We start from the raw sequence: 25,030 nt of genomic DNA on the forward strand, positions 1-25,030 counted from the left end.
GAGGTTCCCCGTACGCCGACCGCTCCCTAATCTGGGCCATGTCAGAACCAATGCGGGGGAACGTGAATCAGATGCAGGGCCTGCTCCTCGCGGGCCGCTACCGGCTCGGAGAGTCCATCGGCCGCGGTGGCATGGGCCGGGTGTGGCGCGCACGGGACGAGGTGCTGCACCGGGCCGTCGCCGTCAAGGAGCTGACGGCGGCACAGTTCGTGCAGGAGGCCGACCGCGCGATCCTCTTCGCCCGTACGCACGCGGAGGCGCGGGCCGCCGCCCGGATCAACCACCCCGCGGTCGTCACCGTCCACGACGTCCTGGAGTACGACGACCGCCCCTGGATCGTGATGGAGCTGGTCGAGGGCTGCTCGCTCGCCGACGCCGTCAAGGAGCGGGGCCGCATCGACCCCGTCGAGGCCGCCCGCATCGGCCTGTGGACGCTGAAGGCCCTGCGCGCCGCGCACGCCGCCGGGGTCCTGCACCGCGACGTCAAGCCCGGCAACGTACTCCTGGCCGACGACCGGCGCATCCTGCTCACCGACTTCGGGATCGCCGCGATCGAGGGGGACTCGACGATCACGCGGACCGGCGAGGTCGTCGGCTCCGTCGACTATCTGGCGCCCGAGCGGGTCAGCGGCGCCAACCCCGGCCCCGCGTCCGACCTGTGGGCGCTCGGCGCCACGCTGTACACGGCGGTCGAGGGGAACTCCCCGTTCCGGCGCACGTCGCCGCTTGGCACCATGCAGGCCGTGGTCACGGAGGAGCCCGCGCCGGCCGAGTACGCGGGGGTGCTCGCCCCTGTCATCGGCGCGCTCCTGCGCAAGGACCCGGAGACCCGCCCGACCGCGGAGGTCGCCGAGCTGATGCTCGCCGAGGCGGCCGAGGGGCGCAGGCCGAGCTCGGCGCAGGCGTATGTGCCGACGCAGATCCACGCCACGTCCCATCAGCCCCAGCCCCAGCCGCAGCCCCAGCCGCAGCCCCAGCCCCATCAGCAGGCACAGCCGCAGCCGTACGGGCAGCCGCGTACCCAGCAGCAGGCCCACACTCCGCCGTTCGGCCACCATTCCGCGGAGCCCGGCACCGTCGTCACCGGGAGCGGAAGCGGGAGCGGGCAGAGGAACGGGAACGGGCACGGGACCGGTAACACCGCCGGTTCCTCCGTCTCCTCCGGCACCGTCGTCCAGGGCACCCACCAGCCCCCGTCCCACGCTCACACCCACCCCCACGCCAGCCCCGCCACCAACCCCCCGAAGCGCCGCAAGCGGTCCGCGATCGTCGCGGCCGTGGCGGCGGTCCTGCTGCTCGGCGGCGGAACCGCGGGCTACCTGCACTACGCGGACGGCGACGACGGCACGGCCCAGCAGTCCAGCGACGAGGAGCAGGGCGAGACCGTCGGCGGCATCCCGAAGAACTGGCACCGGGTGAAGGACGCCGAGGGCTTCAGCATGATGCTGCCCAAGGGCTGGGAGCGCGAGGCCGACGGCAACCAGATCGACTACACGCCCGACCACGGACGCCACTTCGTACGCATCGCGATCGACCGCAACTCCACGTGGGAGAGCCCCTACACGCACCAGCTCGACCTGGAGAAGAACCTCAGCATCAAGCTGCCCCGCTACAAGCGGCTGCAGCTGGACCAGAACACCTTCCGCGACCGGCCGGGCGCGCTGTGGGAGTTCAGCTGGACGGCCGGCGCGAACGACACGACCGCGGGCCCACGTCGCGCGATCGAGCAGTCGTATCTCAGCCTTGACGGCGTCGAGTACGTGATCTACATGTCGTCCCCCGCGGCGGACTGGAACACGGCGCGCCAGCAGTTCGACGCGATGCTCCGGGGCTGGCGGGAGGGCTGAACGCGCTCGCCCGCGGCCGGGATGGGTGGGACGAACGGCCGGAACCAGCCCGCACCGCAGGCCGACAGGGTGCGTCCGCACACCTGTGGGGCATGATGGCCGCATGGGGAGCGTGGGGGACAACGCCCGGGTCATAGCTGGCCGTTACCGCCTGGACGCGCGGCTCGGCAGGGGTGGCATGGGTGTGGTCTGGCAGGCCACGGATCAGTTCCTCGGCCGCCGGGTCGCCGTCAAGGAACTCGCCCTCGACGACACGCTCTCCGAATCCGACGCGGCGCAGCAGCGCGAACGGACCCTGCGCGAGGCGCGGGCGGCGGCGCAGCTCAGACATCCGCACATCATCGTCGTCCACGACGTCGTCGTGCAGAGCGACCACCCGTACATCGTCATGGAGTTGATCGAGGGCGGTTCGCTGGCAGGGCGGATCGCGCGGACGGGTCCGATGAGCGCGCGGGAGGTCGCCCGCATGGGGATCGCCCTGCTGGGCGCGCTGCGCGTCGCGCACGGAGCCGGGGTCCTGCACCGCGACATCAAACCCGCGAACGTCCTCATGGAGGAGGCGACCGGCAGGGTCGTCCTCACCGACTTCGGGATCGCGCAGGTCAGCGGGGCGACGACGCTCACGGAGATCGGGTCGTTCGTGGGCTCGCCCGAATACACCGCGCCCGAGCGGATGTCGGGCGAGCGTACGGGGCCCGAGTCCGATCTCTGGTCGCTCGGCGCGCTGCTCGTCACGGCGATGACCGGTGAGTCGCCCTTCCGCCGGGACTCGATCAGCGGTGTGCTGCATGCCGTCGTCTTCGACGAGATCCGCCCGCCGCCCGCCGCCGCCCCGCTGCTGCCCGTCATCCTCGGGCTCCTCGAACGCGACCCGGACCGGCGGCTCGGCGCGCAGGACGCCGAGCGGCTGCTGCGGACGTACGTCGAGACGGGACGGATGCCGTCGACGCCCGCGGGCCTGGCCGGCGGCCAGCCATCGGCGCTGCCGGGCGGGCGGCCCGGCGGCTACACGCCCACCTACCGTGATCTGCCCACGCGCCCGCCCGCGCGGCCCGCGGAGCCTTCCCGTCGCCGCCGCCGGGCCATGCTGCTCGCCGCCGCGCTGGTGGCCGCGGTGGCCGGGGCCGGGGTGTCCGCCGCGCTCCTGACGAGCAGGGACGGTAGCGGTGACGGCGGTGAACCCACGGCCACGGCCACGCAGTCCGCGGCGACGAATACGGTGAGCCCCTCGCCGTCGCCGACCCCGACGGTGACGGTCACCCGCGGCTCCCGCACCCCCAAGCCCTCCGCCCCTGAAGCCCCGGATGGCTACCGCGTGACGCAGGACCCCCGCGGCTTCACGCTCGCGGTGCCCGAGGGCTTCAGGCGCGAGGTGCAAGGGCCCCGCACCTTCTACAAGTCGGCGGGCGGCACCTTCCGTATCGGCATCAAGGAGTCGGCCCCGGAGCCGGGCGGCCCGCTCGCCGTGCAGCGCCGCTCCGACGCCAAGGGGCCGGAGAACAACCCGGGTTACCGGGACGGCGAGGTCACGGAGACCTCGCACAACGGAAGGCCCGCGGCCCTGTGGCAGTTCAGCTGGGACGGCTTCACGGCCGCGGAGGGCGACCGGCACACGTACGACCTGTGCTGGGAGGAGGGCGGCCGAATGTTCGACGTGTGGGTCTCGGCGCCGGTCGGCAGGGCGGAGGAGGGCCGGCGGTACTTCGACACGGCGGTCGACTCTTTCGTACGCCGGTGAAGTTCCCCCCGGTGCATCCCCCCGGTGCATCCCCCCGGTGCATCACCCCGGTCACAAGTCAGTGACCCGGGTGGAACGGGGGCTGTCGGCAAGGTGATGATGTGCGCATGAGTAATGACGGGGGAGCCTCCTACGGTCCGTACGAACCGACCACTTACGGACTGCAGCCGCCACAGCCACAGCCGTACCAGCCGACCGCGCAGCACCCGGCGGGCCCGCAGCAGCCCGGCGCTTCCGGCCCGCAGCAGCCCGGCGCGCCGACGCCGCCCCCGTCGCCCTACGCCCAGCCCACCCAGGTGGTGCCGCATCAGCCGTCCGACCCGGACCCGGGCGCGGGGCGCCTGATCGCGGGCCGCTACCGCCTGCTGTCCAAGCTCGGCCACGGCGGCATGGGCACGGTCTGGCGTGCGAAGGACGAGACGGTGGACCGCGAGGTCGCCGTCAAGGAACCCCGCATCCCCGACCACCTGCCCGAGCGCGAGCGCGCCAACGTCTTCGAGCGGATGCGCCGCGAGGCGCGCGCCGCGGCCCGCCTCGACCACCCGGCCGTGGTCAACGTCCACGACGTGGCGGTGGAGGACGGCCAGCCGTGGATCGTCATGGAGCTGGTGCAGGGCCGTTCGCTCGGCGCCGCGCTCCAGGAGGGCACCCTGGGTGCCCGCGACGCCGCCCGCATCGGCCTGGAGGTGCTCGGCGCGCTGGACGCGGCCCACCAGGCGGGCATCCTGCACCGTGACGTCAAGCCGGACAACGTGATGCTTGGGCAGCACGACCGCGTCGTCCTCACCGACTTCGGCATCGCCCAGATCGAGGGCGAGACGAACCTGACGGACACGGGCGGCTTCGTCGGCTCGCCCGAATTCATCGCCCCGGAGCGGGTGTTGGGCCAGCGCCCCGGCCCGGCGTCGGACCTCTGGTCGCTCGGCGTGGTCCTCTACGCCACCACGGAGGGCGTGTCGCCGTTCCGGCGCAACAACACCCCCGCGACGCTGCAGTCCGTCCTGAACGCGACCCCGGCGGCGCCCGCATCGGCCTCGGGTCCGCTCGCGCAGGCGATCAACGGCCTCCTGGCCAAGGACCCGGCCCAGCGCCCGCGTGCCGCGCAGGTCCGCGCCCTCCTGGAGGAAGCGGCGAAGCCGCCGGAGCCCGCGCCCACGCGGGTCGTCACGGTCGCCGGTGACGCGGGCGGGGGCGGCAAGGGCGTCTTCGTCAGCCGCAAGGCGCTGGCCGCCATCGCGGGGGTGGTCGTCGCGGCCGTGGCGGCGGGCGTCCTGATCGCGGTGAACCCCTTCGCGGGGTCGGAGGCGGAGGGCTGGAAGGACCACGAGGCGAAGGTGGTCGCCGCCACCGTCTCCGCGCCGCAGCACTACGTGGAGAGCAAGCCGGACGACGTCGACTCGGACAAGACCTGGATCAGATACACCGATCCCAGCGGGGCCGTCTTCATCACGCTCGATCTCACAGAGAAGAAGGACACCACCAAGGAGATCCTCGGGTCGGCCGCCTCCCAGGCGTACGCCGACATGGAGGACTTCAAGGCGAGCGGCGAGTCCAAGTTCAGCAGCATGGCCGGTGATCCCGTCCCCGACGGAACGACGAAGGACAGCACGTACAAGGAGCGGGACGCGGCCGAGAACACGGTCAAGTACACCGACTCGGAGTCCGAGCAGCCGCACGAGGCCAAGATCTTCTACTACCGGACCGAGTCCGGGAACATGTACCGGCTGTGGATCGACTATCCCGGCAAGGGGGACTTCACCGAGCGGGGCCGCGAGGTCGCAAGGACCGCCATCGCGAATCTGGAGATCGACAAGCTCTGACCCACCGCGGTCGGCGAGGGGGACGCGTGAATTTTCGCGTCCCCTCTTGATCAACTCCCATTAACCCCCTGATCAGGCCCTTTGCCGCCAGTGAACGCTGGCACCGTGTGTCCGCCCGGTGAAAGTGGATTACCGACGGGTACCCAAAACCCTGACCTGGGCCTACGCTCACCACCATGACGGACTCGCAGGCCATCGCAGTGCCCCTCGGAACGAACCCGATAGCCACCGCTCCCGAAGGCGCGCGCACCGCCGCCGACGTGGTGACTCCCGAGCTCATCGCGCAGCTCACCCGAGATGTGATCGGTTCGGGCCGGACCGCCAACCACATGCCGTTCACCGGCGAGAAGCTGGCCGACCTGCCCGAGTCCACCCCCGATGACGTGGCCACCGCCTTCGAGCGCGCCCGGGTCGCCCAGATCGCCTGGGAGCGCACCCCCGTCCGCCGCCGCGCCGCGGTCCTGCTCCGCTTCCACGACCTGGTCCTGCAGCGCCAGGCCGAGGTCCTCGACCTCATCCAGCTGGAGACCGGCAAGGCCCGGCTGCACGCGCACGAGGAGCTGCAGGCCGTCGTCGTCGCCGCCCGGCACTACGGCCGCAAGGCTCCCGCGTACCTGAACCCCAAGCGGCACACCGGCGTCGTACCGACCCTCACGAAGGTCACCGAGAACCGTCAGCCGCGCGGTGTGGTCGGCCAGATCGCGCCCTGGAACTACCCCTTCGAGCTGTCCATCGGTGACGCACTTCCCGCGCTCGTCGCGGGCAACGCCCTGGTGATGAAGCCCGACACGGAGACCTGCCTGACCGCTCTGTGGGCGCGTGACCTGATCATCGAGGCGGGGCTGCCCGCCGAGGTCTTCCAGGTCGTCATCGGTGACGGGCCCGTCGTCGGGCCCGAGATCGTCAAGCATGCCGACTACGTCTCCTTCACTGGCTCCACCCGCACCGGCCGTGAGGTCGCGCAGGGCGCTGCGGGCCGCCTCGTCGGCGTCTCGCTCGAACTGGGCGGCAAGAACGCCATGCTGGTGCTCCACGACGCCGACATCGACAAGGCCGCCGCGGGCGCCGTGCGCGCCTGCTTCTCCTCCGCGGGCCAGCTGTGCATCTCCATCGAGCGGCTGTACGTCCATGAGTCGATCGCCGACGAGTTCGTGGAGCGCTTCGCCACGCGTACGAAGGCGATGCGCCTCGGCCGCTCCCTCGCGTACGGCGCGGAGATGGGCTCGCTGGTCGGCGAGCGGCAGCTGGAGACCACCAAGCGGCACGTCGACGAGGCGGTAGCCAAGGGTGCCACGCTGATCGCGGGCGGCGTCGCACGGCCCGACATCGGCCCGTTCTTCTTCGAGCCGACGATCCTGGACGGCGTCGAGTCCCCGATGGCCGTATGCGGCGAGGAGACCTTCGGCCCGGTCGTCTCCATCTACCGCTTCACCGACGAGAACGAAGCCGTCGACCTCGCCAACTCCACGTCGTACGGCCTCAATTCCTCGGTCTGGACGAAGGACGGCAGCCGCGGACGCAAGATCGCCGCCCGCCTGCGCACCGGCACGGTCAACGTGAACGAGGGCTTCGCCCCCGCCTACGGCAGCGTGCAGTCGCCGATGGGCGGCATGAAGGACTCGGGCCTCGGCCGCAGGCACGGCTCCGAGGGCATCCTGAAGTTCACCGAGGCGCAGACGGTCGCGCACCAGCGGCTGATGCCGCTCGCGCCGTCCTTCGGCATGGACGACGAGAAGTACGCGGCGTTCATGAGCCTGAGCCTGAAGGTCATGAAGTCCCTGCGCCTGCGCTAGATCTCAACGAGGAGAGTCAATGTCACAGGAGAGCTCTGTCCAGAACCAGGCGGACGGTGAGACGGGTGGGCACAGCGGGGGCGGCGAAGCGTCGTACGACTACGACGTCCTCGTCGTCGGATCAGGCTTCGGCGGCTCCGTCTCCGCCCTGCGTCTGACGGAGAAGGGCTACCGCGTCGGCGTGCTCGAAGCGGGGCGCCGCTTCACCCGTGAGTCGCTCCCGAAGAACTCCTGGGACCTCAAGAACTACCTCTGGGCACCGGCGCTCGGCCTCTACGGCATCCAGCGCATTCATCTGCTCGGCAACGTGATGGTGCTGGCGGGGGCGGGCGTCGGCGGAGGTTCGCTGAACTACGCGAACACGCTCTACGTACCCCCCGCGCCGTTCTTCAACGACCCGCAGTGGAAGGACATCACGGACTGGCAGAACGAGCTCGCCCCCTACTACGAGCAGGCCAAGCGCATGCTCGGGGTGCGGCTCAACCCGACCACGACTCCGTCCGACATCCACCTGAAGGCGACCGCCCAGGCCATGGGAGTGGGCGACAGCTTCCACATGGCGCCGGTCGGCGTCTTCTTCGGAGACGAGCACGACGCCTCAGGTACGACAACGGCCAAGCCCGGCGAGGAAGTTCCCGATCCCTACTTCGGGGGAGCGGGGCCCTCCCGCAGGGCCTGCAGCGAATGCGGCGAGTGCATGACGGGCTGTCGGCACGGCGCGAAGAACACCCTCAACGAGAACTACCTCTACCTGGCGGAGAAGGCCGGCGCGGTCATCCACCCGATGACGTCCGTCGTCACCGTCACCGAGGACTCGCGGGGCGGTTTCGCCGTCGCCACCCTGCCCACCGACGCCAAGCGCAAGGGCAACGGACGCACGTTCACGGCCCGACACGTGGTCGTCGCGGCGGGCACCTACGGCACGCAGACGCTCCTGCACCGCATGAAGGACACCGGCCTGCTGCCGCGCATCTCGGGTCGGCTCGGCGCGCTGACCCGCACCAACTCCGAGGCGCTGGTGGGCTCCCAGACCACCGACCGCCGCTACCGCAAGCAGCACGGCGCCGAGAAGGTGGACTTCACCAAGGGCGTCGCGATCACCTCGTCGATCCACCCGAACGCCACCACGCACATCGAGCCGGTCCGCTACGGCAAGAAGTCCAACGCCATGGGCGGCATGACGGTCCTGCAAGTGCCGTACAGCATCAAGGGCGGCAAGGCACGCGTCGCCGGGTGGCTCGGCAATGTCGCCAAGCACCCCTGGCTGACGGTCCGTTCGCTTTCCAATCGGCGCTGGTCGGAGCGGACCATCATCGGCCTGGTCATGCAGACGCTCGACAACTCCCTGACCACGTACCGCAAGGAGAAGGGCATCGGCAAGGGCCTGCTGACCGCACGGCAGGGCCACGGCGCGCCCAACCCGACGCAGATCCCCGAGGCGACCGAGGCCGCGACGCTGCTCGCCAAGGAGATCAACGGCTTCGCGGGTTCGAACGTGGGTGAGCTGATGGGCACTCCGCTGACCGCGCACTTCCTGGGCGGCTGCCCGATCGGCGACAGCGCGGACACCGGGGTCATCGACCCCTACCACCGCCTCTACGGCCATCCCGGCATCTCGGTCGTCGACGGCGCAGCGATCACGGCGAACCTGGGCGTGAACCCGTCCCTGACGATCACCGCACAGGCGGAGCGCGCGATGTCGTTCTGGCCCAACAAGGGCGCCGAGGACACCCGCCCCGCACAGGGCTCCCAGTACGTGCGTCTCGCCGCCGTCGAGCCGAAGTCCCCGGCGGTACCGGCGAACGCGTTCGGCGCGCTGAGGCTTCCGTTCCTGGGGATGCCGGCGATGCCGACGAAGAAGTAGCCGGGCGGCATCGAGGCCGGATACGCGAAAGGACCTGCGCCCCCCTCCGAGCGCAGGTCCTTTCGCGTGCTTGAGGTGCCGTTTCCGGCCTAGCGGCCCAGCGGCCGACCGGCGTGCTTACGCGGTGGCGTCGGCCTTCTTGCGGCGGACGACGAAGACCGCGCCGGCACCGGCGATGACGGCGACGCCGCCGACGAGGCCGATGGTCGGCAGCATGGAGCTGGAGCCGGTCTCGGCGAGGTTGCCGGTGACCGGGATGTCCTTGGCGCCGCCGGTGGGCGTCTTGCCACCGTTGGGCGTCTTGCCGCCCGTGCTCTCGTCGGCCTCACCCGGGTTCTCGTTCTCGCTGCCGGCCTTCAGGACCGTGAACTCGTAGAAGGAGAAGGCGTTGTGCACGCAGTTCTCCTCGGAGTCGAGGTAGCCGCCGAGGCCGAGCGCGTAGCCGTCGCCGGCCGGGGCCTTGGCGCTGACGTTGAGGCGCAGCTTGATGTCGACCTTCTCCTTGGCACCCAGTTCGGTGGTGCCGAAGTAGAGGCCGCCCGAGACCTCGTCCGTGATGGACTCCCAGGCCTTGCTCTCGGGGTTGAAGTACTGGATCTGCGCGTAGTTGGCGAGCCAGTCCTTCTCGTTCTCCGCGTAGTTGTCCACCATGGCGAGCCACTGGACCTCACCGAGGTCCTCGTCGCTCGGGTTCGACGCGGTCAGCTTGAACTGGTGCCAGCCGCTGCCCGCGACGATCTTGCCGGGCAGGCCCGAGAGGCCGATCTCCAGCTTCGAGTCCGTGTCCTGGCCTTCGTCGTCGACGGCGCAGTCCGTGGGCTCCACGGTCGGCTCGTCGGTCGGCTCCTCGGACTCGGTGGGCTCCTCGGTGGGCTTGCCCGTCTCGGTGGCCGACGCGGTCGGCGATGCGGTGGTCGACTCGGTGGCCGACGGGGTCGGCGTCGCCGACTCGGTGGGCTTCTCGGTCGGGGTGGCCGTCGCGCTGGGCGTGGCCGACTCGGTGGCCGTCGCGCTCGGGGCCGGCGTGGTGTCCTCGGTCGCGAAGGCGGCGGGAGCCGACAGCAGCGCGATCGGGGCTATGGCAGCGGTCGCGGCCGCGGCGGCCATGACACGACGAAGCTTCATGAAGACCTCAGGGAGTCCGGCGTATCACCTGGTGGGTGACACGGAGGTGGAGGCCTCCGCGGTGGGGTCGCGGGTGTGGCCGTTGTTACGCATGGATGACCTGCGTCCCCTGTGAATGGTTGTCCTCGAACTCACAGAATTCTTATGTGGTTTGGATCACACGGCTTGTGCGTCCGTTGCCGGGTGCCGTAGAAATTCCTCCGCTCGACGGATCGGCAGGCAGCAGGAGGGGTGGCGTGGGGGAGCAGGGCGAAAGACCGGACCGAATACCGGACCACATACCGGACGACGTGTGGGAACGGTTCGAGCGCGACAGTCTGCGCGAGATCCGTACGTCGGCGCCGAAGGAGCCGTCCGCGCGGGCGCGCATGGTGGCCGAACGGCTGCGGCGCCTCGACGAGGAGGCGGCGCGCCAACAAGCCGCGGAATCCCGTGCGCTGGGCCGCCGGCGCAGGAAGCGCAAGGCGGCGCGGGGAGAGGGCGCCGCCGGGGCGTGGCGGCCTGACGAGTGGCGTGCGGCGCCGATCGGGCCCGGGCGCGACGCGCGTTCGGAGCGCAGGCGCCGGGTGTGGAGCGTGGTGATCGTGGTGGGCGGCATGGCGCTGGCGATCGTTTTCCTGAGCCCGTTCCGCTTCTGGATCTGGCAGTAGCCGGGTCGGGGGCCTGGTCGGGCGGGGCGTGGTCGAGCGGGGCGTGGTCGGGGCGGGCGTGGGTGCGGGAACCGCTCGTAACGATCTTCCGTCGTAGAAGGGGTGCGGGTGACTCCGCACGATGCGTACGAAACGACGTACGAAATTGGGGGAGCGGAAACGTGAAGTCAGCTGTGTCGCGTGGCGTGGTGGCCGTCTCGACCGTGGCGGTGCTCGGCCTGACGGCGGCGTGCAGCGGTAGCGGCGGCGACGGTGACGGCAAGGACGAGAAGCCCGCGCGGGCGGACGCGAACTCTGCACTGGCAAAGCTGGAGAAGGCGGCGCTCGCCTCGGGTGACGTGAAGAAGTACAAGGTCGAGGCCGGTCCGGGAGAGGTCACAGGAGAGACCACAGGAGAGGCCTCAGGAGAGGCCGAGGACAAGGCGCGGCCGTCGGCGGGGCGCGTGAACCCGACCGAGTGCCGCCCGCTGGCCGAGATGCTCACGGCTGCCGCCCCGGCGAAGTCGAAGGCGCACGTCACCCGCACGCTGAGCAGCACCGACGTCGCGAACACCACGACGACCGAGGTCGTGCTCCTCGCGTACGGCAAGGCCGACGCCGAGAACACCATGGACACCCTGCGTGGGGCGACGAAGTCGAAGAAGTGCGCCACGTTCGGGGACGGCGGACGTCGGTACATCGGCGTCAGGCCGCAGCCCGGACCGGTCGACGGCGACGAGGCGGTCTCGTACAAGCTCGCGAGCCGGACCGGGAAGTTCCTGCACCGGGACCGCGTCACGGTCGTCCGCAGCGGCTCGACGCTGGTCGCCTTCCGCGCCTCGAACGTCTTCGACCCGGAGGCGTCCCGCGCCGACGAGGAGGGCGAGGCCGCCGGGCTGTCGGAGAAGTTCCGTGACGCGACGACGGGCGATCCGAAGGTGGCCGACGCGATCGTCACCGCCCAGCTCGCGAAGCTGGCGGGGAAGGCCGGAGCGAAGTAGCGACGGCTGGAGTAGTGCAGGCCGGAGAGAAGTAGCGAAGGTCGGAGACAAGCAGCGACGCCGGAGCAGTGAGACCGGCGGGCAGAGCGAAGGGCCCCGCGGGACGGATCCGCGGGGCCCTTGGCCGTCAGCACCGACGTCAGGGCAGCGTCGGTGCCACGGAGCGGCGCCGGGGGGAGTGCGCCGCGGGCCTGAGGAGCGCCGGTGGCCTACCCGGCGCACGAGGGGCGCACGGGTGGTCTCGACCAATGGCAATAAAGTTGTGCAGTGCTGTACGCGCGCCGGTTCTGCTACGCATCGTGCTGGATGCGCCGTGACCCGCGCAACCAGTTCGGCATGATCCAGACGAATCGGGACAGCCGGGTCTTCGTGTGGGGACGGAGGAGCCGAATCAGCTGAGGGACTTGGGGACCGGGAGACGGTTGGGAGGGTGACCGGCTGGGAGAGGCCGGTCGAGGCCGGTCGGCTTCGGGCGTCCCCGAAGCCGACCGTTCCCTGGGTGACCGGGCTGCTGTCCCCTGCCGTCCGGTCACGTCTCTGGAGCGAGGTCCCACGGCGCACACGAGGTGTGCGCCTCATCGCTCCAGCGGAGCCACGCGTGGTTTTTCCGTGCCCGCCCCTGGCTGGCACGGACATCGGGACCAACGAAGCCCCTCCGGGCCTGGTCACGCGCCGTACGGGTGAGAGCGGACCCGAACTCAGATCCGGTGGTGACCGTGGTGACCGCGGTGTGCCGGGAGGGTGACCGCAGTGCGCCGGGAGGTGCCGTGCCGGGAGGCGCTCAGACCCGGCCCCTGCACAGTTCGAGGAGCGTCATCGCGAGCGACGTACCGGGCTTGCCGAGCGCGTCCCTGTAGTGGGCGAGGACCTCCATCTCGCGGGAGAGGTTGACCCGACGGCCGCCGGAACTGATGCGGGCCTCCTGGATGACGGCCGACACGGCCATCCGTTCCTGGACGAGACCGATGATGCGGTCGTCGAGTGCGTCGATGCGGTCACGTGCGCCTTCGATCACATCGGCGGCCTCGGGGGTGCGGGCGCCGGTCTTGTCGGTCTTACCGGTCGTGGCGGTCGTGGCGATGGTGGCGGTGGTGGCGGTGGTCATGTGGGGCTCCTCGTCGGTGGAGTGGAGTGCCCCGGAGCGACAAGGTCCGGAAATGACAGAACGCCCCGGGCCTTGTCGGCCCGGGGCGCCTGGGAAGTCGCTTGTCAGTGGATCAAGCAGCTCGACCATGGCAGCCGGCGGGCCGGTTGCCATAGGTAAAGAGGAAGCTGAGGTGCTTGGTCACGAGGCCAGTATGCCCCCACGTGCGCGTGCCCGGTCAACACGGGTTCCGTGGCGGCTCGGATGCTGAGACGTCGGCGTCGACGTCTCAGCATCCGAGCCGCCACGCAGCGCACAGACCGCATCGCGCTGAGCCACGGGCGCGCGGCTGCCCCGGGTCGCCCCGGGGAGCGGGACGGGTGCGCTCCGTCGGATGCGACGAATGGGGTGTCCGTGAGCCCGTTAGAATCGACAAAACAGACCCCCTGCTCACGCACGAGCCCCAGCTCATCGCTCAAGCTCACGCTCAACGCCGGAAGGCCGCCGCCGTGCCATCAGCGTCCCCCGCTGCCGCCGCCCCCGACACCGTTCTGGTCGTCGACTTCGGAGCGCAGTACGCCCAGCTCATCGCCCGCCGCGTCCGTGAGGCCCGCATCTACAGCGAGATCGTGCCGAGCAGCATGCCGGTCTCCGAGATGCTCGCCAAGAAGCCTGCCGCGATCATCCTCTCCGGTGGCCCCTCGTCGGTGTACGCGGACGAGGCCCCGCGCCTGGACCGCGCGATCTTCGAGGCCGGCGTCCCCGTCTTCGGCATGTGCTACGGCTTCCAGCTGATGGCGACCACCCTCGGCGGCACCGTCGACAACACCGGGGCGCGGGAGTACGGCCGTACGCCGCTGGCCGTCTCCAAGCCCGGCTCGACGCTCTTCGAGGGCACTCCGACCGAGCAGTCCGTCTGGATGTCGCACGGCGACGCGTGCAGCGCGGCGCCCGAGGGCTTCTCCGTCACCGCGTCCACGGACGTCGTGCCGGTCGCGGCCTTCGAGGACGACGAGAAGAAGCTGTACGGCGTGCAGTACCACCCCGAGGTCATGCACTCCACGCACGGCCAGCAGGTGCTCGAGCACTTCCTCTATCGGGGCGCGGGCCTGAAGCCCGACTGGACCACCGGCAACATCGTCGAGGAGCAGCTCGCCGCGATCCGCGAGCAGGTCGGCAACAAGCGCGCGATCTGCGGCCTGTCCGGCGGCGTCGACTCCGCCGTGGCCGCCGCCCTGGTGCAGAAGGCCATCGGTTCGCAGCTGACCTGCGTGTACGTCGACCACGGTCTGATGCGCAAGGGCGAGACCGAGCAGGTCGAGAAGGACTTCGTCGCGGCCACTGGCGTGCAGCTCAAGGTCGTCGACGCGCAGGAGCGCTTCCTCAGCGCCCTCGCCGGTGTCTCCGACCCCGAGGAGAAGCGGAAGATCATCGGTCGCGAGTTCATCCGCGTCTTCGAGCAGGCCCAGGCGGAGATCATCGCCGAGGCGCCGAACGACCAGCCCGTCGAGTTCCTCGTCCAGGGCACGCTCTACCCCGACGTCGTCGAGTCCGGCGGCGGCACCGGCACCGCGAACATCAAGTCCCACCACAACGTGGGCGGCCTCCCCGAGGACCTCGAGTTCCAGCTGATCGAGCCGCTGCGCCAGCTCTTCAAGGACGAGGTGCGCATGGTCGGCCAGGAGCTCGGCCTGCCGGACGAGATCGTCCAGCGCCAGCCCTTCCCGGGCCCCGGTCTCGGCATCCGCATCGTCGGTGACGTCACCAAGGAGCGCCTGGACCTGCTCCGTGACGCCGACGCGATCGCCCGCGAGGAGCTGACCGCGGCCGGTCTCGACCGTGAGATCTGGCAGTGCCCGGTCGTGCTGCTCGCGGACGTGCGCAGCGTGGGCGTGCAGGGCGACGGCCGGACGTACGGCCACCCGATCGTGCTGCGGCCCGTCTCCTCCGAGGACGCCATGACGGCCGACTGGACCCGCATGCCGTACGAGGTCCTCGCGAAGATCTCGACGCGCATCACGAACGAGGTCGCCGACGTCAACCGCGTCGTCCTCGACGTGACGAGCAAGCCGCCGGGCACCATCGAGTGGGAGTAGCACTCCCGGCGCGAGCCATCCCGCAGCGCTGATACGGCGCCGTCCACCGTGGTGGGCGGCGCCGTCTCCGTACGTCAGGCCCGCCTGGTCGTCCACGTCGGGGCGCCCGGCTTCCACACCTGCACCACCATGTACTTCTCGTCCTCGATCGACGTCCGGACCACCTCCGTCAGCTCCGTACGGAAGAGGTGGAACGCGTCCGGGTCCGGCGGGTCCACCTCGCCCGTGTACCGCGCGATGACCTTGGGGTCCTTCACCTCGATCGCCAGCCCCGAGATCCGGATGTCGCCGCTGGCCATCTCCGTGCCCGGCCCCGGGTTCGCCTGGATCGAGAAGCGCGGATCGCGGCGCAGGTCGAGGGCCTTCATCGAGCCCGGCATCATGCCGAGCCACAACTCCCCGTACAGGAAACGCACTTCGAGTCCGGTCGTCCGCGGTGATCCGTCCTTGCGGAGTGTGGCGAGGACGTGATGCGTGAACAGGCCGAACCGCTCCTCGGCCGTCCGCGCGAAGGGCGGTTCCGCCGCGCTGAAGAATGCCCAGTTCGTCGTGGTGTGCTTCCTCGTGTTGGTCGCCGTGTTCGTCGTCATACGGTGAGTGTCGCGTCGATACCTGACACCTCCTGTCCGGCTTGTCGCGCCGATCCGGCCCCGGCCCCGCGCCCCGATTGCGCACTCTCTTCACAGGGATCCCCTGTCTTCCTGCGCTGACCGGCGGTAACTTCCGCTCCGTACAGTCAGGAATGGAGGACACATGCAGGCGCCCACACCGATACCCGTCGAGCGGTTGCAGTTCGCGATGCCGCCGGTGCACGACTCGTTGGCGGACGAACGGCGGCACCGCAAGGAACGGCTCGCGGGGGCACTGCGCATCTTCGGGCGCCTCGGATACGAGGACGGGGTGTCCGGGCACATCACGGCGCGGGACCCGGAGCACGAGGACTGTTTCTGGGTGAACCCCTTCGGGATGCCCTTCAAGCACGTCACCGTGGGCGATCTGGTCCTCGCCAACGCGGAGGGGCAGGTCGTCGAGGGCCGCCACCACGTCAATCAGGCCGCCTTCACCGTCCACGCGCAGGCGCACCTGGCACGGCCGGACGTCGTCGCCGTCGCACACTGCCACTCGCTGCACGGCCGCGCCCTGTCCACACTCGGCGAACTCCTCGACCCGATCACCCAGGAGTCCTGCGCCTTCTACGAGAGCCATGCGCTGTACGACGGCTACACAGGCGTCGTCGTGGACGCCGACGAGGGCCGGCGGATCGCCACCGCGCTCGGCGACCACAAGGCCGTCATCCTGCGCAACCACGGGCTGCTCACGGTCGGCGACTCCGTCGACGCCGCCGCCTGGTGGTTCCTCACGATGGAGCGCTCCTGCCAGGTACAGCTGAGCGCTCGGGCCGCGGGCCGCCCGATCCTCATCGGCCACAAGCAGGCGGTGGCGACGCGCGAGCAGCTCGGCAGCGATCTCGTCGCGTGGATCAACTACCAGTCCCTCTGGCAGGACATCAGCCGCAGCGAACCCGATCTGCTGGCCTGAGCCCAACCCCGAGCCGACAGCCCCCGCCGTCAACGCGCGTACGGGGAAATCACCCTCGCTGACCTGACCCGGGGAACCCGATCGTCTTCCAGTACGGCACAATCCCCTTTCATCGCAAGGAAGTTCACGTTTCGGTGCTCGAACGAGGGCGGGGAAGGCGGCGTACGCGGTGGCGGTGCAGGAGGCGCGGCAGGGCGCACACGGGGGCGGCTGCACATGCGGCGACTGCCCGCACGGCGCACGCGAGGGGCATCGGCGTGCCGTGGCGGCGTTCCTCGCCAAGCGTGACGAGCTGGCGGCGGGGCAGGGGCTGCCCGCGGCGGTCGCCCACTCGGCGGGCGCTTCCCGGCAGTGGGTGTCGGACGAGCTGACCCAGTCCGCGCGCGCCGTCGCCGAACGGGGAAGGGCCGAGGGCGAGGCCTGGCTCGGCCTGCTCTGGCGCCGTACGGCCGCCGTGATCTGGGTGGCCGTGGGTGTGCTGCTCCTGGTCCAGGCGCTCACCGCGATCGGCACCGGGTGGAGCATCGCCCGGACCGCCGGGTTGCTCGCGGCCGTGGTCGTCGGTGGTCTCCTGACCGGCGCCGGATACGTGCACCGGGCGCGCGGCGGCATGCTCGCGCCGTTGGTCGGGGAGGACAACCGCCTCTCCACCTCCCGCGCGGTGGCCGCCTGTTGGGTCATCCTCGTCGTCTTCGCCGTACTCGTCCTCGTCGGGGAGCTCGCGGGGGCCTCGGGACACCGTGAGCGCGACGAGCTGATCGCCGGGCTCGACCTCGGCCGCGCCGCCGGCGCCCTGACCGTCCTCGCCGTGGCCTGCGGGGTCGCTGTGCTCGTACGCCGTGTGGTGGGCCTGCGCGTCCTGGGCCAGCGGCTGCAGAAGGTGCCCGCCGACCGGCCCCGGGCCGCCGACCTGCTCACCGACGACGCGGGCCGCGGCAGCTTCGCGGACGCGCAGTACATCCTGGTCAGCGCGGCAGCCATGATCTTCGCGGCCGTACGCCTCGCGCGCCGCCCCGAGCAGCTGCCCGACCTGCCGTGGGGGCTCGCCCTCCTCGTCCTGGTGTCGGCGGCGACGTACCTCGCGGGCAAGTACGCCGAGGGCGGCCGGCCCGTGATCCTCTCCGTGGTGCGCGCCCGGGAGGCGGGTGATCTCGACGCCCCCATTCGTACGGGCGACGACATCGAGGTCCGCGGCGCCGGATTCGTGCCTCCCGGCGCACAGACCGCCGATCGTCTCGCCCGGATGGTCGTTCGCATCGGAACCGTCCACGTCCATGTGCCACTGGTCCCCGTCCCCGGCGGGTTCACCAACCCGACCGACACGGCCCTGACCGTCCCCGTTCCGGTCGACGTGGAGCCGGGGCGCGTCGACGTCCAGGTGATCACCGCGGCGGGTGTGGAGACGAACCGCTGCACGATCGACGTCACGGACTGAGCGCCCCGGCCCGACGCCGGGCCGGTCCTCGCGAATTCGGTGCAAGCCACTGAGCAGGCCCCCCTGTTCGTACGTATCGTCAGAAGACGGGTTCATGGGCGAAGCGGGTCAACGGGAGAGGCGGCGAGAGCGATGGCTCACGGCATGCGCACCGACAGCCACACCAGCTACGTCAGAAGCACCGGCTGGAGGGAGAGCGCCTCCCGATACGCCCTGCTCCCGCTCCGGATCTTCCTCGGCGTCACCTTCATCTACGCGGGCCTGGACAAGCTCACCGACAGCGCCTTCATGTCGGCCGACGGAGACGGGTCCATCGGCCAGCAGATGCGGGACATCCGCGGCCTCTCCGCCATCCCGGAACTCGTCGACCTCGCCCTCAAGAGCCCCGTCGGCTTCGGCTACGCCATCGCCCTCGGTGAACTCGCCGTCGGCATCGGCACCCTCATCGGCCTGTTCGCCCGGATCGCCGCGCTCGGCGGCGCGCTGATCTCGCTCAGCCTCTGGCTGACCATGAGCTGGTCCATCGAGCCGTACTACTACGGCAACGACCTGGCCTACCTGATGGCGTGGCTCCCCCTGATCCTGGCCGGAGCCGCCATCTTCTCGGTCGACGCGATGATCGCGACCCGTCGCAGATACCGCTCGGGGCTCGGCTGAGCGTCAGGCCTCCGTGGAGTCCGCCCGGCCCTTCGCGCGGGCGGTGGGCCGCCCGCGTATGCCGTACGACACCGCAGCCGCCGCGCCCGCGAGCAGCAGCCCCGCCAGCAGGAGCGGGAACGCCACGAACCAGGGCGTCTCCCAGATGCCGCCCGCGTCGCCCGCGTAGGCGATGGCCGCTATCAGCAGGAACAGACCAAGGACCAGCTTGCCGGGATGGAACTCATGACGTAGCACGGCTCACCTCCACCTGTCCGATGCCCACCTCGACGTGCAGCTCGAGCGTGCCGCCGTCCTTGCTGCCCGCGGCCGGGTCCAACGTCACCGACTTCTCCTTGCCCGGAGTGATGTCCACGTCCCCCTTGCGGTCGTCCGGCAACTGGATGTCGCCGACGCCCACTTCGATGTCCAGCTCCACCGTGCTGCTCCGCGGCAGGATCACCTTCAGCCGGCCTGCTCCCGCCTCGGCGCTGGTGCTCAGGGTCTGTCCCTTGCCGGGGCCGGCGCGGGTCAGGTCGAGCGTGCCGACACCTGTCCCCAGTTCGTACTGGGGCCGGACCTGCTCCACCGCCGTCGGTTTCCACTCCGTCTCCGCCCAGGTGGTGGTGATGTCCTTGGGCAGTGCGGCCGAGCCCGCGAGCAGCCCGGCCGTGATCACCGCGAGCACGATCGAGCCCACGCCGGTGCGCCCGAGGAAGGCGCTGAGCGCGATGCCGATGCCGAACACAGCGAGCGCGAGCGCGAGGCCGGTCTGCAGGCTGGTGCCGAGCGACTGATCCGCCCACGTGAGGCCGGTGCCGAGACCGCCGGCGAGCAGCGCTCCCAGGAAGATGAGGCCGCCGATCCAGCGCGGGCCCCGTGGCTTGGGCGGCTGCGGCGCATCGGGCTGCCGCGGCCGTATCGGCCCGTGCGGGGGGTCGGGCTGATACTCGACGGTCACTCCCTCGGGCCCCCAGAAATAGCCCGAGATCCCGTCGTGCGTGCCGTCCTTGATGATCGGGTCCCGCCACCAGGAGGGGGCGCCTGCCACCGGTGGCGCCTTCGCCTCGGGCGGGGCATCCGCCGCGGCCTGGGCCGCCACCGGGTCGGGGTCGGTCGTGCCGCGCTGCTGCGACCAATACCCCGCACCCGCGAGGAGCAGCGCGAGGCCGGTCGCGAAGGTGAGCGCACCGCCGTTGTTCAGGAGGGAGAGGAAGACCCCGCAGCCGACGAGCGCGAAGAGCACGGCCGTCAGGGCCTGGCCGTCCACCCGGCCGGAGAGGAGCCTGCGCGCCTCGTTCTCCTCCTCGTCGTCGAAGGGGACGAACAGCCACGCGAAGCCGTAGAAGACAAGGCCGAGCCCGCTGGTGACGGAGAGGAGCGCGAGCCCGATCCGGAAGATCACCGGATCCATGTCGCAGTGCTGACCGAGCCCCGCGCACACGCCGCCCAGCTTTTTGTGCCGGCGGTCGCGGCGGAAGGTCCGCACGACCATCGGCCCGCCCGGCTCCCGCGGCGTGGCGGTGAGGGGATCGCGCGGCGCGGCCTGCGGGCCCGTCCCGGCGGGCTGCTCGTCTGTCATGTGTCCATGGTGACGGGCCAAAGGCCGCCGCGGCAGTCGGGACAACCCTGGCCGAACCCTGAGATCGTCCCTGACACACCCCTGCCCCGACCTCCGGACCCCTGCCGTCCGGGTCGTAGATCAGGGACGTCTCGGGGGTCGACCCTGATGCCCGCGCACGCGTACGCGTGTGAATATCGGAGACATGCCGGAAGCCGCAGCAGTATCCATCGAAGACGAACGGCCGCTGCGAAAGCTCTATCGCAGCGGTGACGGCCGTTGGCTCGGCGGTGTCGCGCGCGGCCTCGCAGGCCATCTCGGTCTTCCCGTCGTGTGGGTGCGGCTGATCTTCGTCGGCCTTTTCATGGCGGACGGGCTCGGCGCGCTGTTGTACGCGGCGTTCTGGTTCTTCGTGCCGCTGGGAGTCGGCGGCGTCGACGCCCAGCGGCCGCCCTCACCCGTCACCGCGGAGATATCGCCCGACGGGCGACGCAGACTCGTGGCCCGCAAGCCGGACAAGGGGCAGCTCGTCGCGTTGCTCGCGATGGTCATCGTCGCCATGGTCTTCGTCGGCAACGTGGACCTGGGCAGTTCGACCAAGGCCTATCTCTGGCCGACGCTGCTCGTCGCCGCCGGTGTCGCCCTGGTCTGGCGTCAGGCCGACAACGCCCGCCGGGCCCGCTGGATGGCCGTCGGCCGTCGCAGGCGCACCCTGACCATCGCCCGCGCCGGGGCGGGAGTGCTGCTGGTCGGCGCCGGAGTCTCCGGCATAGTCGTGCTGCAGGGGTCCACCTCGCACCTCAGCTCGGTGCTGCAGGCCGCGCTCGCCGTCCTCGTCGGCGTCGCGCTGCTCGCCGGCCCCTATCTCGTGCGCATGATGCAGGACCTCTCCGAGGAGCGGCTGATGCGCATCCGTGCCCAGGAGCGGGCGGAGGTCGCCGCTCATGTGCACGACTCGGTCCTGCACACCCTGACCCTGATCCAGCGCAACGCGGAGAACGCCGGAGAGGTGCGCCGCCTGGCCCGCGCCCAGGAGCGCGACCTGCGTCAGTGGCTCTACAAACCGGAGGGCACGGGCAAGGACGAGGCGGACGAGCCCGACACCCTCGCCGAAGCGGTCCGGCGGAACGCGGCGGAGGTGGAGGACAAGCACGGCGTTCCCATCGAGGTCGTCATCGTCGGCGACTGTCCGCTGGACGACCCGCTCACGGCGCAGATGCAGGCCGCGCGCGAAGCAATGGTGAACGCCGCCAAGTACGGTGGCGAGGGCGGCGCGGTGCAGGTCTTCGCCGAAGTCGACGGGGAGACGGTGTTCGTGTCCGTCCGGGACCGTGGCCCCGGCTTCGATCTGGATTCCGTGCCGGACGACCGCATGGGCGTACGAGAATCGATCATCGGCCGTATGCAGCGCAACGGCGGCACGGCGCGGCTGCGCGCGGTGCCGGGGGGCGGCACGGAAGTCGAGCTGGAGATGGAGAGGACGGCGACGACATGAGCGACGCGAGTGGGCCCGGGGTATGCAGGGGTGGAGAGGGCACGGCGGAGCCGTCCGCGGCCGAACCGAACACGTCGGCAGGGGCGCCCGAGTCGGCTCAGCCCGCTGACGCGCCTGCCGACGCTGCAGCCGGTGCCGGTGCCGGTGCCGGCGTAGGCGGGGATCAGGAAGGCCGCCGTGCGCGTGTCGTCCTCGTCGACGACCACCGGATGTTCCGTACGGGCGTCCAGGCGGAGATCGGCAGGACCGCGATCACCGGCGTCGAGGTCGTCGGCGAGGCCGCGGACGTCGACCAGGCGGTCACGGTCATCACGACGACGCGCCCCGAGGTCGTCCTCCTCGATGTGCATCTTCCGGGCGGCGGCGGTGTCGAAGTGCTGCGCCGCTGCGCGCCGTTGATGTCCGATGCCGAGCGGCCTGTGCGGTTCCTCGCGCTCTCCGTGTCGGATGCCGCGGAGGACGTCATCGGGGTCATCCGAGGTGGCGCCCGCGGCTACGTCACCAAGACGATCACCGGCACCGACCTGGTCGACTCCATCTTCCGTGTGCAGGACGGGGACGCGGTGTTCTCGCCGCGGCTCGCCGGGTTCGTCCTCGACGCCTTCGCGTCGACCGACGCGCCCCCGGTCGACGAGGACCTGGACCGCCTCACGCAGCGCGAGCGCGAGGTGCTGCGGCTCATCGCGCGTGGGTACGCGTACAAGGAGATCGCCAAGCAGCTGTTCATCTCCGTGAAGACGGTCGAGTCGCATGTGTCGGCGGTCCTGCGCAAGCTCCAGCTGTCCAACCGGCACGAGCTGACGCGGTGGGCGACGGCGAGGCGGCTGGTCTGAGGGCCGGGGCGGCGCGGCCTTGCCCGGCTCCCCGGGTGCCCGGCTGGCTGACCTGTTCGGCTAGCGGCGTTGCGCGCCGTCAGCGGCCGGGGGCGGGCGCCAACTTCCGTATCGCCCAGCGGTAGTGGCCCGCCGCCTTGGTGATGCCGATGAGGCCCGTCAGCCACAGGATGAGGCCTGTTCCCATGCCGAGTACGACGTCGCTGTACGAGTCCCGGCCGGGCTCGGCGTAGGCGGCGGCCGCGAAGGACGCCCACAGGCCGAGCGCGCACACGAGGAGGGACGAGAGGAGCCAGCAGAGGCTGAGGCCGGGGGAGCGCAGCGCGGAGTCCGATGCCGGGTCGCTGTCGAGCGCCAGCCAGCTGTCGGTGAGTTCGCGGGCCTTGCGGTCGTTGCGGATGCCGGCGACGACTCCGTAGACACAGGGGGCCATGGCTCCCAGACCCAGGATCGCGCAGAGCGGGACCATGACGACGGCCATCACATCCTGGTCCTCGATCATCTCGAGGGGCACCGTCAGGAGTGCCCAGCCGCTGACGCAGCCGAGCGCGAACAGCCAGAGCAGCAGGAGGCGGTGCACGCCCAGGATCCGCCTGCGCAGTTCCTCCAGCGCCCTGCCGCGGTCGTGCAGGAGCGCGTTGCGGTCCGGCCAGGTGCGCAGGTAGGCGGGTGGCGGAGGTGGCGGCAGCGTACGGCGGGGCATGGCCCTGACAGTACCTGCGGACCTGCGTCCCCCTGCCCGTTGCCCACCCCCCTCCTCACGCCACCCGCGTAGCCCCCGCGAACGGCATCTGGCTGATCGGTGCGAGGCGTACCGGCGCGCTCGGGTTCGGGGCGTGGATCATCTGGCCATTGCCCACATACAGGCCCACGTGGCTGATGCCCTGGTAGAAGAAGACCAGGTCGCCTGGCTGGAGTTGGGAGCGCGGGATGCGTTCGCCCGCGGCGATCTGCGCGTATGTCGTGCGCGGCAGACCGACCCCCGCCGACCGGTAGGCGGCCTGAGTGAGCCCCGAGCAGTCGAAGGCGTTGGGTCCGGTGGCTCCCCACACGTACGGGCTGCCGAGCGCGCTGTAGGCGTACGAGACGGCCGCTGAGGCACGGGAGTTGGGGGCCTTGGCGGGGGCGTCAGGGGCGCCCGCAGCGCCGTCACGGCCCGCGTCGCGGGATGCCCGGTCCCCGCCCGTGAGCTCCGCCCGCTGGTCGTCGGTGAGCTGCGCCAGGAGCCGCTTGGCCGCGCCGAGCTTTCCGTTGACCGTCTTCTTGTGCTTGCTCAGCTCCGCCTGGCGGGACTTGAGATGCGTCAGGGTGCCGTCGGCCTCGGTGCGCAGCTGGTCGATCTCCTGGAGCTGCTTCTGTACGCCGGCGACGGTCGCGGCCTGGCGGCTGTCGGCCCGGTCGGCGAGCGCGGCGCGTTCGAGGTACTGGTCGGGGTCGGAGGAGAGCGCGAGCTGGACGGACGGGTCGATGCCGCCGCTCCGGTACTGCGCGGTGGCGATCGAACCGAGCCCCTCCCGCGCCGAGTTGAGCTTCTCCGTCTTGCGGGCCGCTTCGTCACGCAGCTCGCTCAGGGACTTCTCGGCGCTCTCGGCCTTCTCCTTGGCGCCGTTGTACTTCTCGGTGGCGACCTCGGCCTCGCGGTAGAGCGCGTCGACCTTGGCCTTCACCTCGGCCGGGCCGAGCCGCGGGTCCGCATGTCCCGTGCCGTCGAAGGCGGTGGCCGTGGCGGCCCCGGCGAGGGCGATGGTGGCGGCGGTGCGGGCCGTATGGCCACTGAGCGAGCGCTGTTTCGGCTTGCGGTGCGCTGCCACGTAGAGGGCTCCTTATGGTTCCGGCAGCGGCCCGCACAGGGGGAGCGGGCCGCCGCCGGATTCTCGGCGGTGGTGGCCGACTGCCGCCCCTGGTCCGGACGGCGGTGGGGAGCCGGTCACCTGACGAAGGACGCTAAACCTGACCGTCACGGGTTAGTGACGGATTGTGCGCAACTGACGGAAGTGCGTTGTCCAGTGGCCACGCGTGACCGTGCGAACCGCCGGACCGGCGCCCTTCGCATCGGCGCGTGACCGATGCGGTGCTCGGGACCCACCTGGCTACGGGGCGGTGATAAGGCCCCGGCTAGGCTCCGGAACCATGGACGTTCTCACCCATCTCTTCGTCGGCCTGCACATCATCGGCATCGCCTCCCTCCTGGGCGGCTTCCTCACCCAGATGAAGCAGATGGGCCAAGGCACGGCCCGCTTCAGCCCCGCGATGCTGCACGGCGCGCTCACGATGCTCGTCACGGGCGTGATCCTGGTGGGCCTGAACCAGGCGGACGACAACCCCGTCAACAACATCAAGATCGGCATCAAGATGGCCGTCCTGATCGTGATCCTCGCGCTGGTCTACGTGAAGCGCGACGAGGAGAAGGTGGACAAGGGGATGTTCGGCGCCGTCGGGTTGCTGACCGTCGTGAACATCTTCATCGCGGTCCTGTGGACCTGACGCCACCGACGAGAAACGGCCCTCCACGCGCGCGTGGAGGGCCGTTTCTC

21 protein-coding genes are annotated in these 25,030 nt (G+C 70.8%); 14 read left to right on the forward strand and 7 right to left on the reverse strand.

Annotated features, from left to right (window positions below; translation table 11 throughout):
- The first annotated feature begins 71 nt into the window (after positions 1–71).
- From ACIBCK_RS26845 to ACIBCK_RS26865, 5 genes are all read left to right on the forward strand, one after another.
- Complete coding sequence (locus ACIBCK_RS26845; protein ID WP_399394617.1) at positions 72–1,847, forward strand: serine/threonine-protein kinase; 1,776 nt, start codon at positions 72–74, stop codon at positions 1,845–1,847.
- A gap of 103 nt (positions 1,848–1,950) precedes the next feature.
- The gene (locus ACIBCK_RS26850) at positions 1,951–3,585 is read left to right on the forward strand and encodes a serine/threonine-protein kinase (protein WP_399394252.1); all 1,635 of its coding nucleotides are present in this window, start codon (positions 1,951–1,953) and stop codon (positions 3,583–3,585) included.
- 107 nt (positions 3,586–3,692) lie between these two features.
- On the forward strand, positions 3,693–5,405 hold the full coding sequence (locus ACIBCK_RS26855; RefSeq protein WP_399394254.1) for a serine/threonine-protein kinase: 1,713 nt from the start codon (positions 3,693–3,695) through the stop codon (positions 5,403–5,405).
- Between the two features lie 176 nt (positions 5,406–5,581).
- Entirely contained in the window at positions 5,582–7,198 is a 1,617-nt protein-coding gene (locus ACIBCK_RS26860) for a succinic semialdehyde dehydrogenase (RefSeq protein ID WP_399394255.1), read from the forward strand.
- Between the two features lie 19 nt (positions 7,199–7,217).
- Positions 7,218–9,062: a GMC oxidoreductase gene (locus tag ACIBCK_RS26865; protein ID WP_399394257.1), complete on the forward strand. Its 1,845-nt coding sequence runs from the start codon at positions 7,218–7,220 to the stop codon at positions 9,060–9,062.
- A gap of 117 nt (positions 9,063–9,179) precedes the next feature.
- On the opposite strand, the gene ACIBCK_RS26870 is transcribed toward ACIBCK_RS26865, so the two are convergent.
- Complete coding sequence (locus ACIBCK_RS26870) at positions 9,180–10,187, reverse strand: LAETG motif-containing sortase-dependent surface protein (RefSeq protein WP_399394258.1); 1,008 nt, start codon at positions 10,185–10,187, stop codon at positions 9,180–9,182.
- Positions 10,188–10,423: 236 nt separating this feature from the next.
- Between ACIBCK_RS26870 and ACIBCK_RS26875 the strand changes: the two genes are divergently transcribed.
- Both ACIBCK_RS26875 and ACIBCK_RS26880 read left to right on the forward strand, forming a co-directional pair.
- On the forward strand, positions 10,424–10,837 hold the full coding sequence (locus tag ACIBCK_RS26875) for a hypothetical protein (protein WP_399394260.1): 414 nt from the start codon (positions 10,424–10,426) through the stop codon (positions 10,835–10,837).
- A 161-nt stretch (positions 10,838–10,998) separates the two neighbouring features.
- A complete protein-coding gene (locus ACIBCK_RS26880) occupies positions 10,999–11,817 on the forward strand; it encodes a hypothetical protein (protein ID WP_399394262.1) in 819 nt (272 codons plus the stop codon).
- A gap of 781 nt (positions 11,818–12,598) precedes the next feature.
- Here ACIBCK_RS26880 and ACIBCK_RS26885 read toward each other — a convergent pair.
- Positions 12,599–12,922: a chorismate mutase gene (locus tag ACIBCK_RS26885; RefSeq protein ID WP_399394263.1), complete on the reverse strand. Its 324-nt coding sequence runs from the start codon at positions 12,920–12,922 to the stop codon at positions 12,599–12,601.
- A 488-nt stretch (positions 12,923–13,410) separates the two neighbouring features.
- Here ACIBCK_RS26885 and guaA point away from each other — a divergent pair, with 488 nt between their 5' ends.
- Positions 13,411–14,997, forward strand: coding sequence for a glutamine-hydrolyzing GMP synthase (guaA, locus tag ACIBCK_RS26890; protein WP_399394265.1), 1,587 nt, complete (start codon positions 13,411–13,413; stop codon positions 14,995–14,997).
- A gap of 74 nt (positions 14,998–15,071) precedes the next feature.
- On the opposite strand, the gene ACIBCK_RS26895 is transcribed toward guaA, so the two are convergent.
- The gene (locus ACIBCK_RS26895) at positions 15,072–15,587 is read right to left on the reverse strand and encodes a pyridoxamine 5'-phosphate oxidase family protein (protein WP_399394266.1); all 516 of its coding nucleotides are present in this window, start codon (positions 15,585–15,587) and stop codon (positions 15,072–15,074) included.
- Positions 15,588–15,750: 163 nt separating this feature from the next.
- Here ACIBCK_RS26895 and ACIBCK_RS26900 point away from each other — a divergent pair, with 163 nt between their 5' ends.
- The 3 genes from ACIBCK_RS26900 to ACIBCK_RS26910 all read left to right on the forward strand — a co-directional run bounded on the left by ACIBCK_RS26900 (position 15,751) and on the right by ACIBCK_RS26910 (position 18,628).
- Complete coding sequence (locus tag ACIBCK_RS26900) at positions 15,751–16,536, forward strand: class II aldolase/adducin family protein (protein ID WP_399394268.1); 786 nt, start codon at positions 15,751–15,753, stop codon at positions 16,534–16,536.
- A 169-nt stretch (positions 16,537–16,705) separates the two neighbouring features.
- Positions 16,706–17,971, forward strand: a complete 1,266-nt coding sequence (locus tag ACIBCK_RS26905) for a hypothetical protein (protein WP_399394270.1) — start codon at positions 16,706–16,708, stop codon at positions 17,969–17,971.
- A 132-nt stretch (positions 17,972–18,103) separates the two neighbouring features.
- Complete coding sequence (locus ACIBCK_RS26910; protein WP_399394271.1) at positions 18,104–18,628, forward strand: DoxX family protein; 525 nt, start codon at positions 18,104–18,106, stop codon at positions 18,626–18,628.
- Positions 18,629–18,631: 3 nt separating this feature from the next.
- On the opposite strand, the gene ACIBCK_RS26915 is transcribed toward ACIBCK_RS26910, so the two are convergent.
- Together ACIBCK_RS26915 and ACIBCK_RS26920 are read right to left on the reverse strand one after the other, a co-directional pair.
- Positions 18,632–18,865 (reverse strand): hypothetical protein, encoded by a 234-nt coding sequence (locus tag ACIBCK_RS26915; RefSeq protein WP_399394273.1) that lies wholly within the window; start codon positions 18,863–18,865, stop codon positions 18,632–18,634.
- Entirely contained in the window at positions 18,852–20,189 is a 1,338-nt protein-coding gene (locus ACIBCK_RS26920) for a PspC domain-containing protein (RefSeq protein WP_399394274.1), read from the reverse strand. Before ACIBCK_RS26920 ends, ACIBCK_RS26915 begins: the two co-directional genes overlap by 14 nt.
- 184 nt (positions 20,190–20,373) lie before the next feature.
- Between ACIBCK_RS26920 and ACIBCK_RS26925 the strand changes: the two genes are divergently transcribed.
- Positions 20,374–21,663, forward strand: coding sequence for a PspC domain-containing protein (locus tag ACIBCK_RS26925; RefSeq protein ID WP_399394276.1), 1,290 nt, complete (start codon positions 20,374–20,376; stop codon positions 21,661–21,663).
- Positions 21,660–22,496, forward strand: coding sequence for a LuxR C-terminal-related transcriptional regulator (locus tag ACIBCK_RS26930; protein ID WP_399394277.1), 837 nt, complete (start codon positions 21,660–21,662; stop codon positions 22,494–22,496). The genes ACIBCK_RS26925 and ACIBCK_RS26930 overlap by 4 nt, the downstream gene beginning before the upstream one ends.
- A gap of 79 nt (positions 22,497–22,575) precedes the next feature.
- On the opposite strand, the gene ACIBCK_RS26935 is transcribed toward ACIBCK_RS26930, so the two are convergent.
- On the reverse strand, positions 22,576–23,199 hold the full coding sequence (locus ACIBCK_RS26935) for a hypothetical protein (protein WP_399394279.1): 624 nt from the start codon (positions 23,197–23,199) through the stop codon (positions 22,576–22,578).
- Between the two features lie 55 nt (positions 23,200–23,254).
- Positions 23,255–24,307 (reverse strand): NlpC/P60 family protein, encoded by a 1,053-nt coding sequence (locus ACIBCK_RS26940; protein ID WP_399394281.1) that lies wholly within the window; start codon positions 24,305–24,307, stop codon positions 23,255–23,257.
- A gap of 319 nt (positions 24,308–24,626) precedes the next feature.
- On the opposite strand from ACIBCK_RS26940, the gene ACIBCK_RS26945 reads away from it, so the two are divergent.
- Positions 24,627–24,980 (forward strand): hypothetical protein, encoded by a 354-nt coding sequence (locus ACIBCK_RS26945; RefSeq protein WP_399394283.1) that lies wholly within the window; start codon positions 24,627–24,629, stop codon positions 24,978–24,980.
- The last annotated feature ends 50 nt before the right edge of the window (positions 24,981–25,030 follow it).

It is taken from the genome of Streptomyces sp. NPDC051218, assembly GCF_044455475.1.
In the GTDB taxonomy this organism is placed as follows: Bacteria; Actinomycetota; Actinomycetes; order Streptomycetales; family Streptomycetaceae; genus Streptomyces.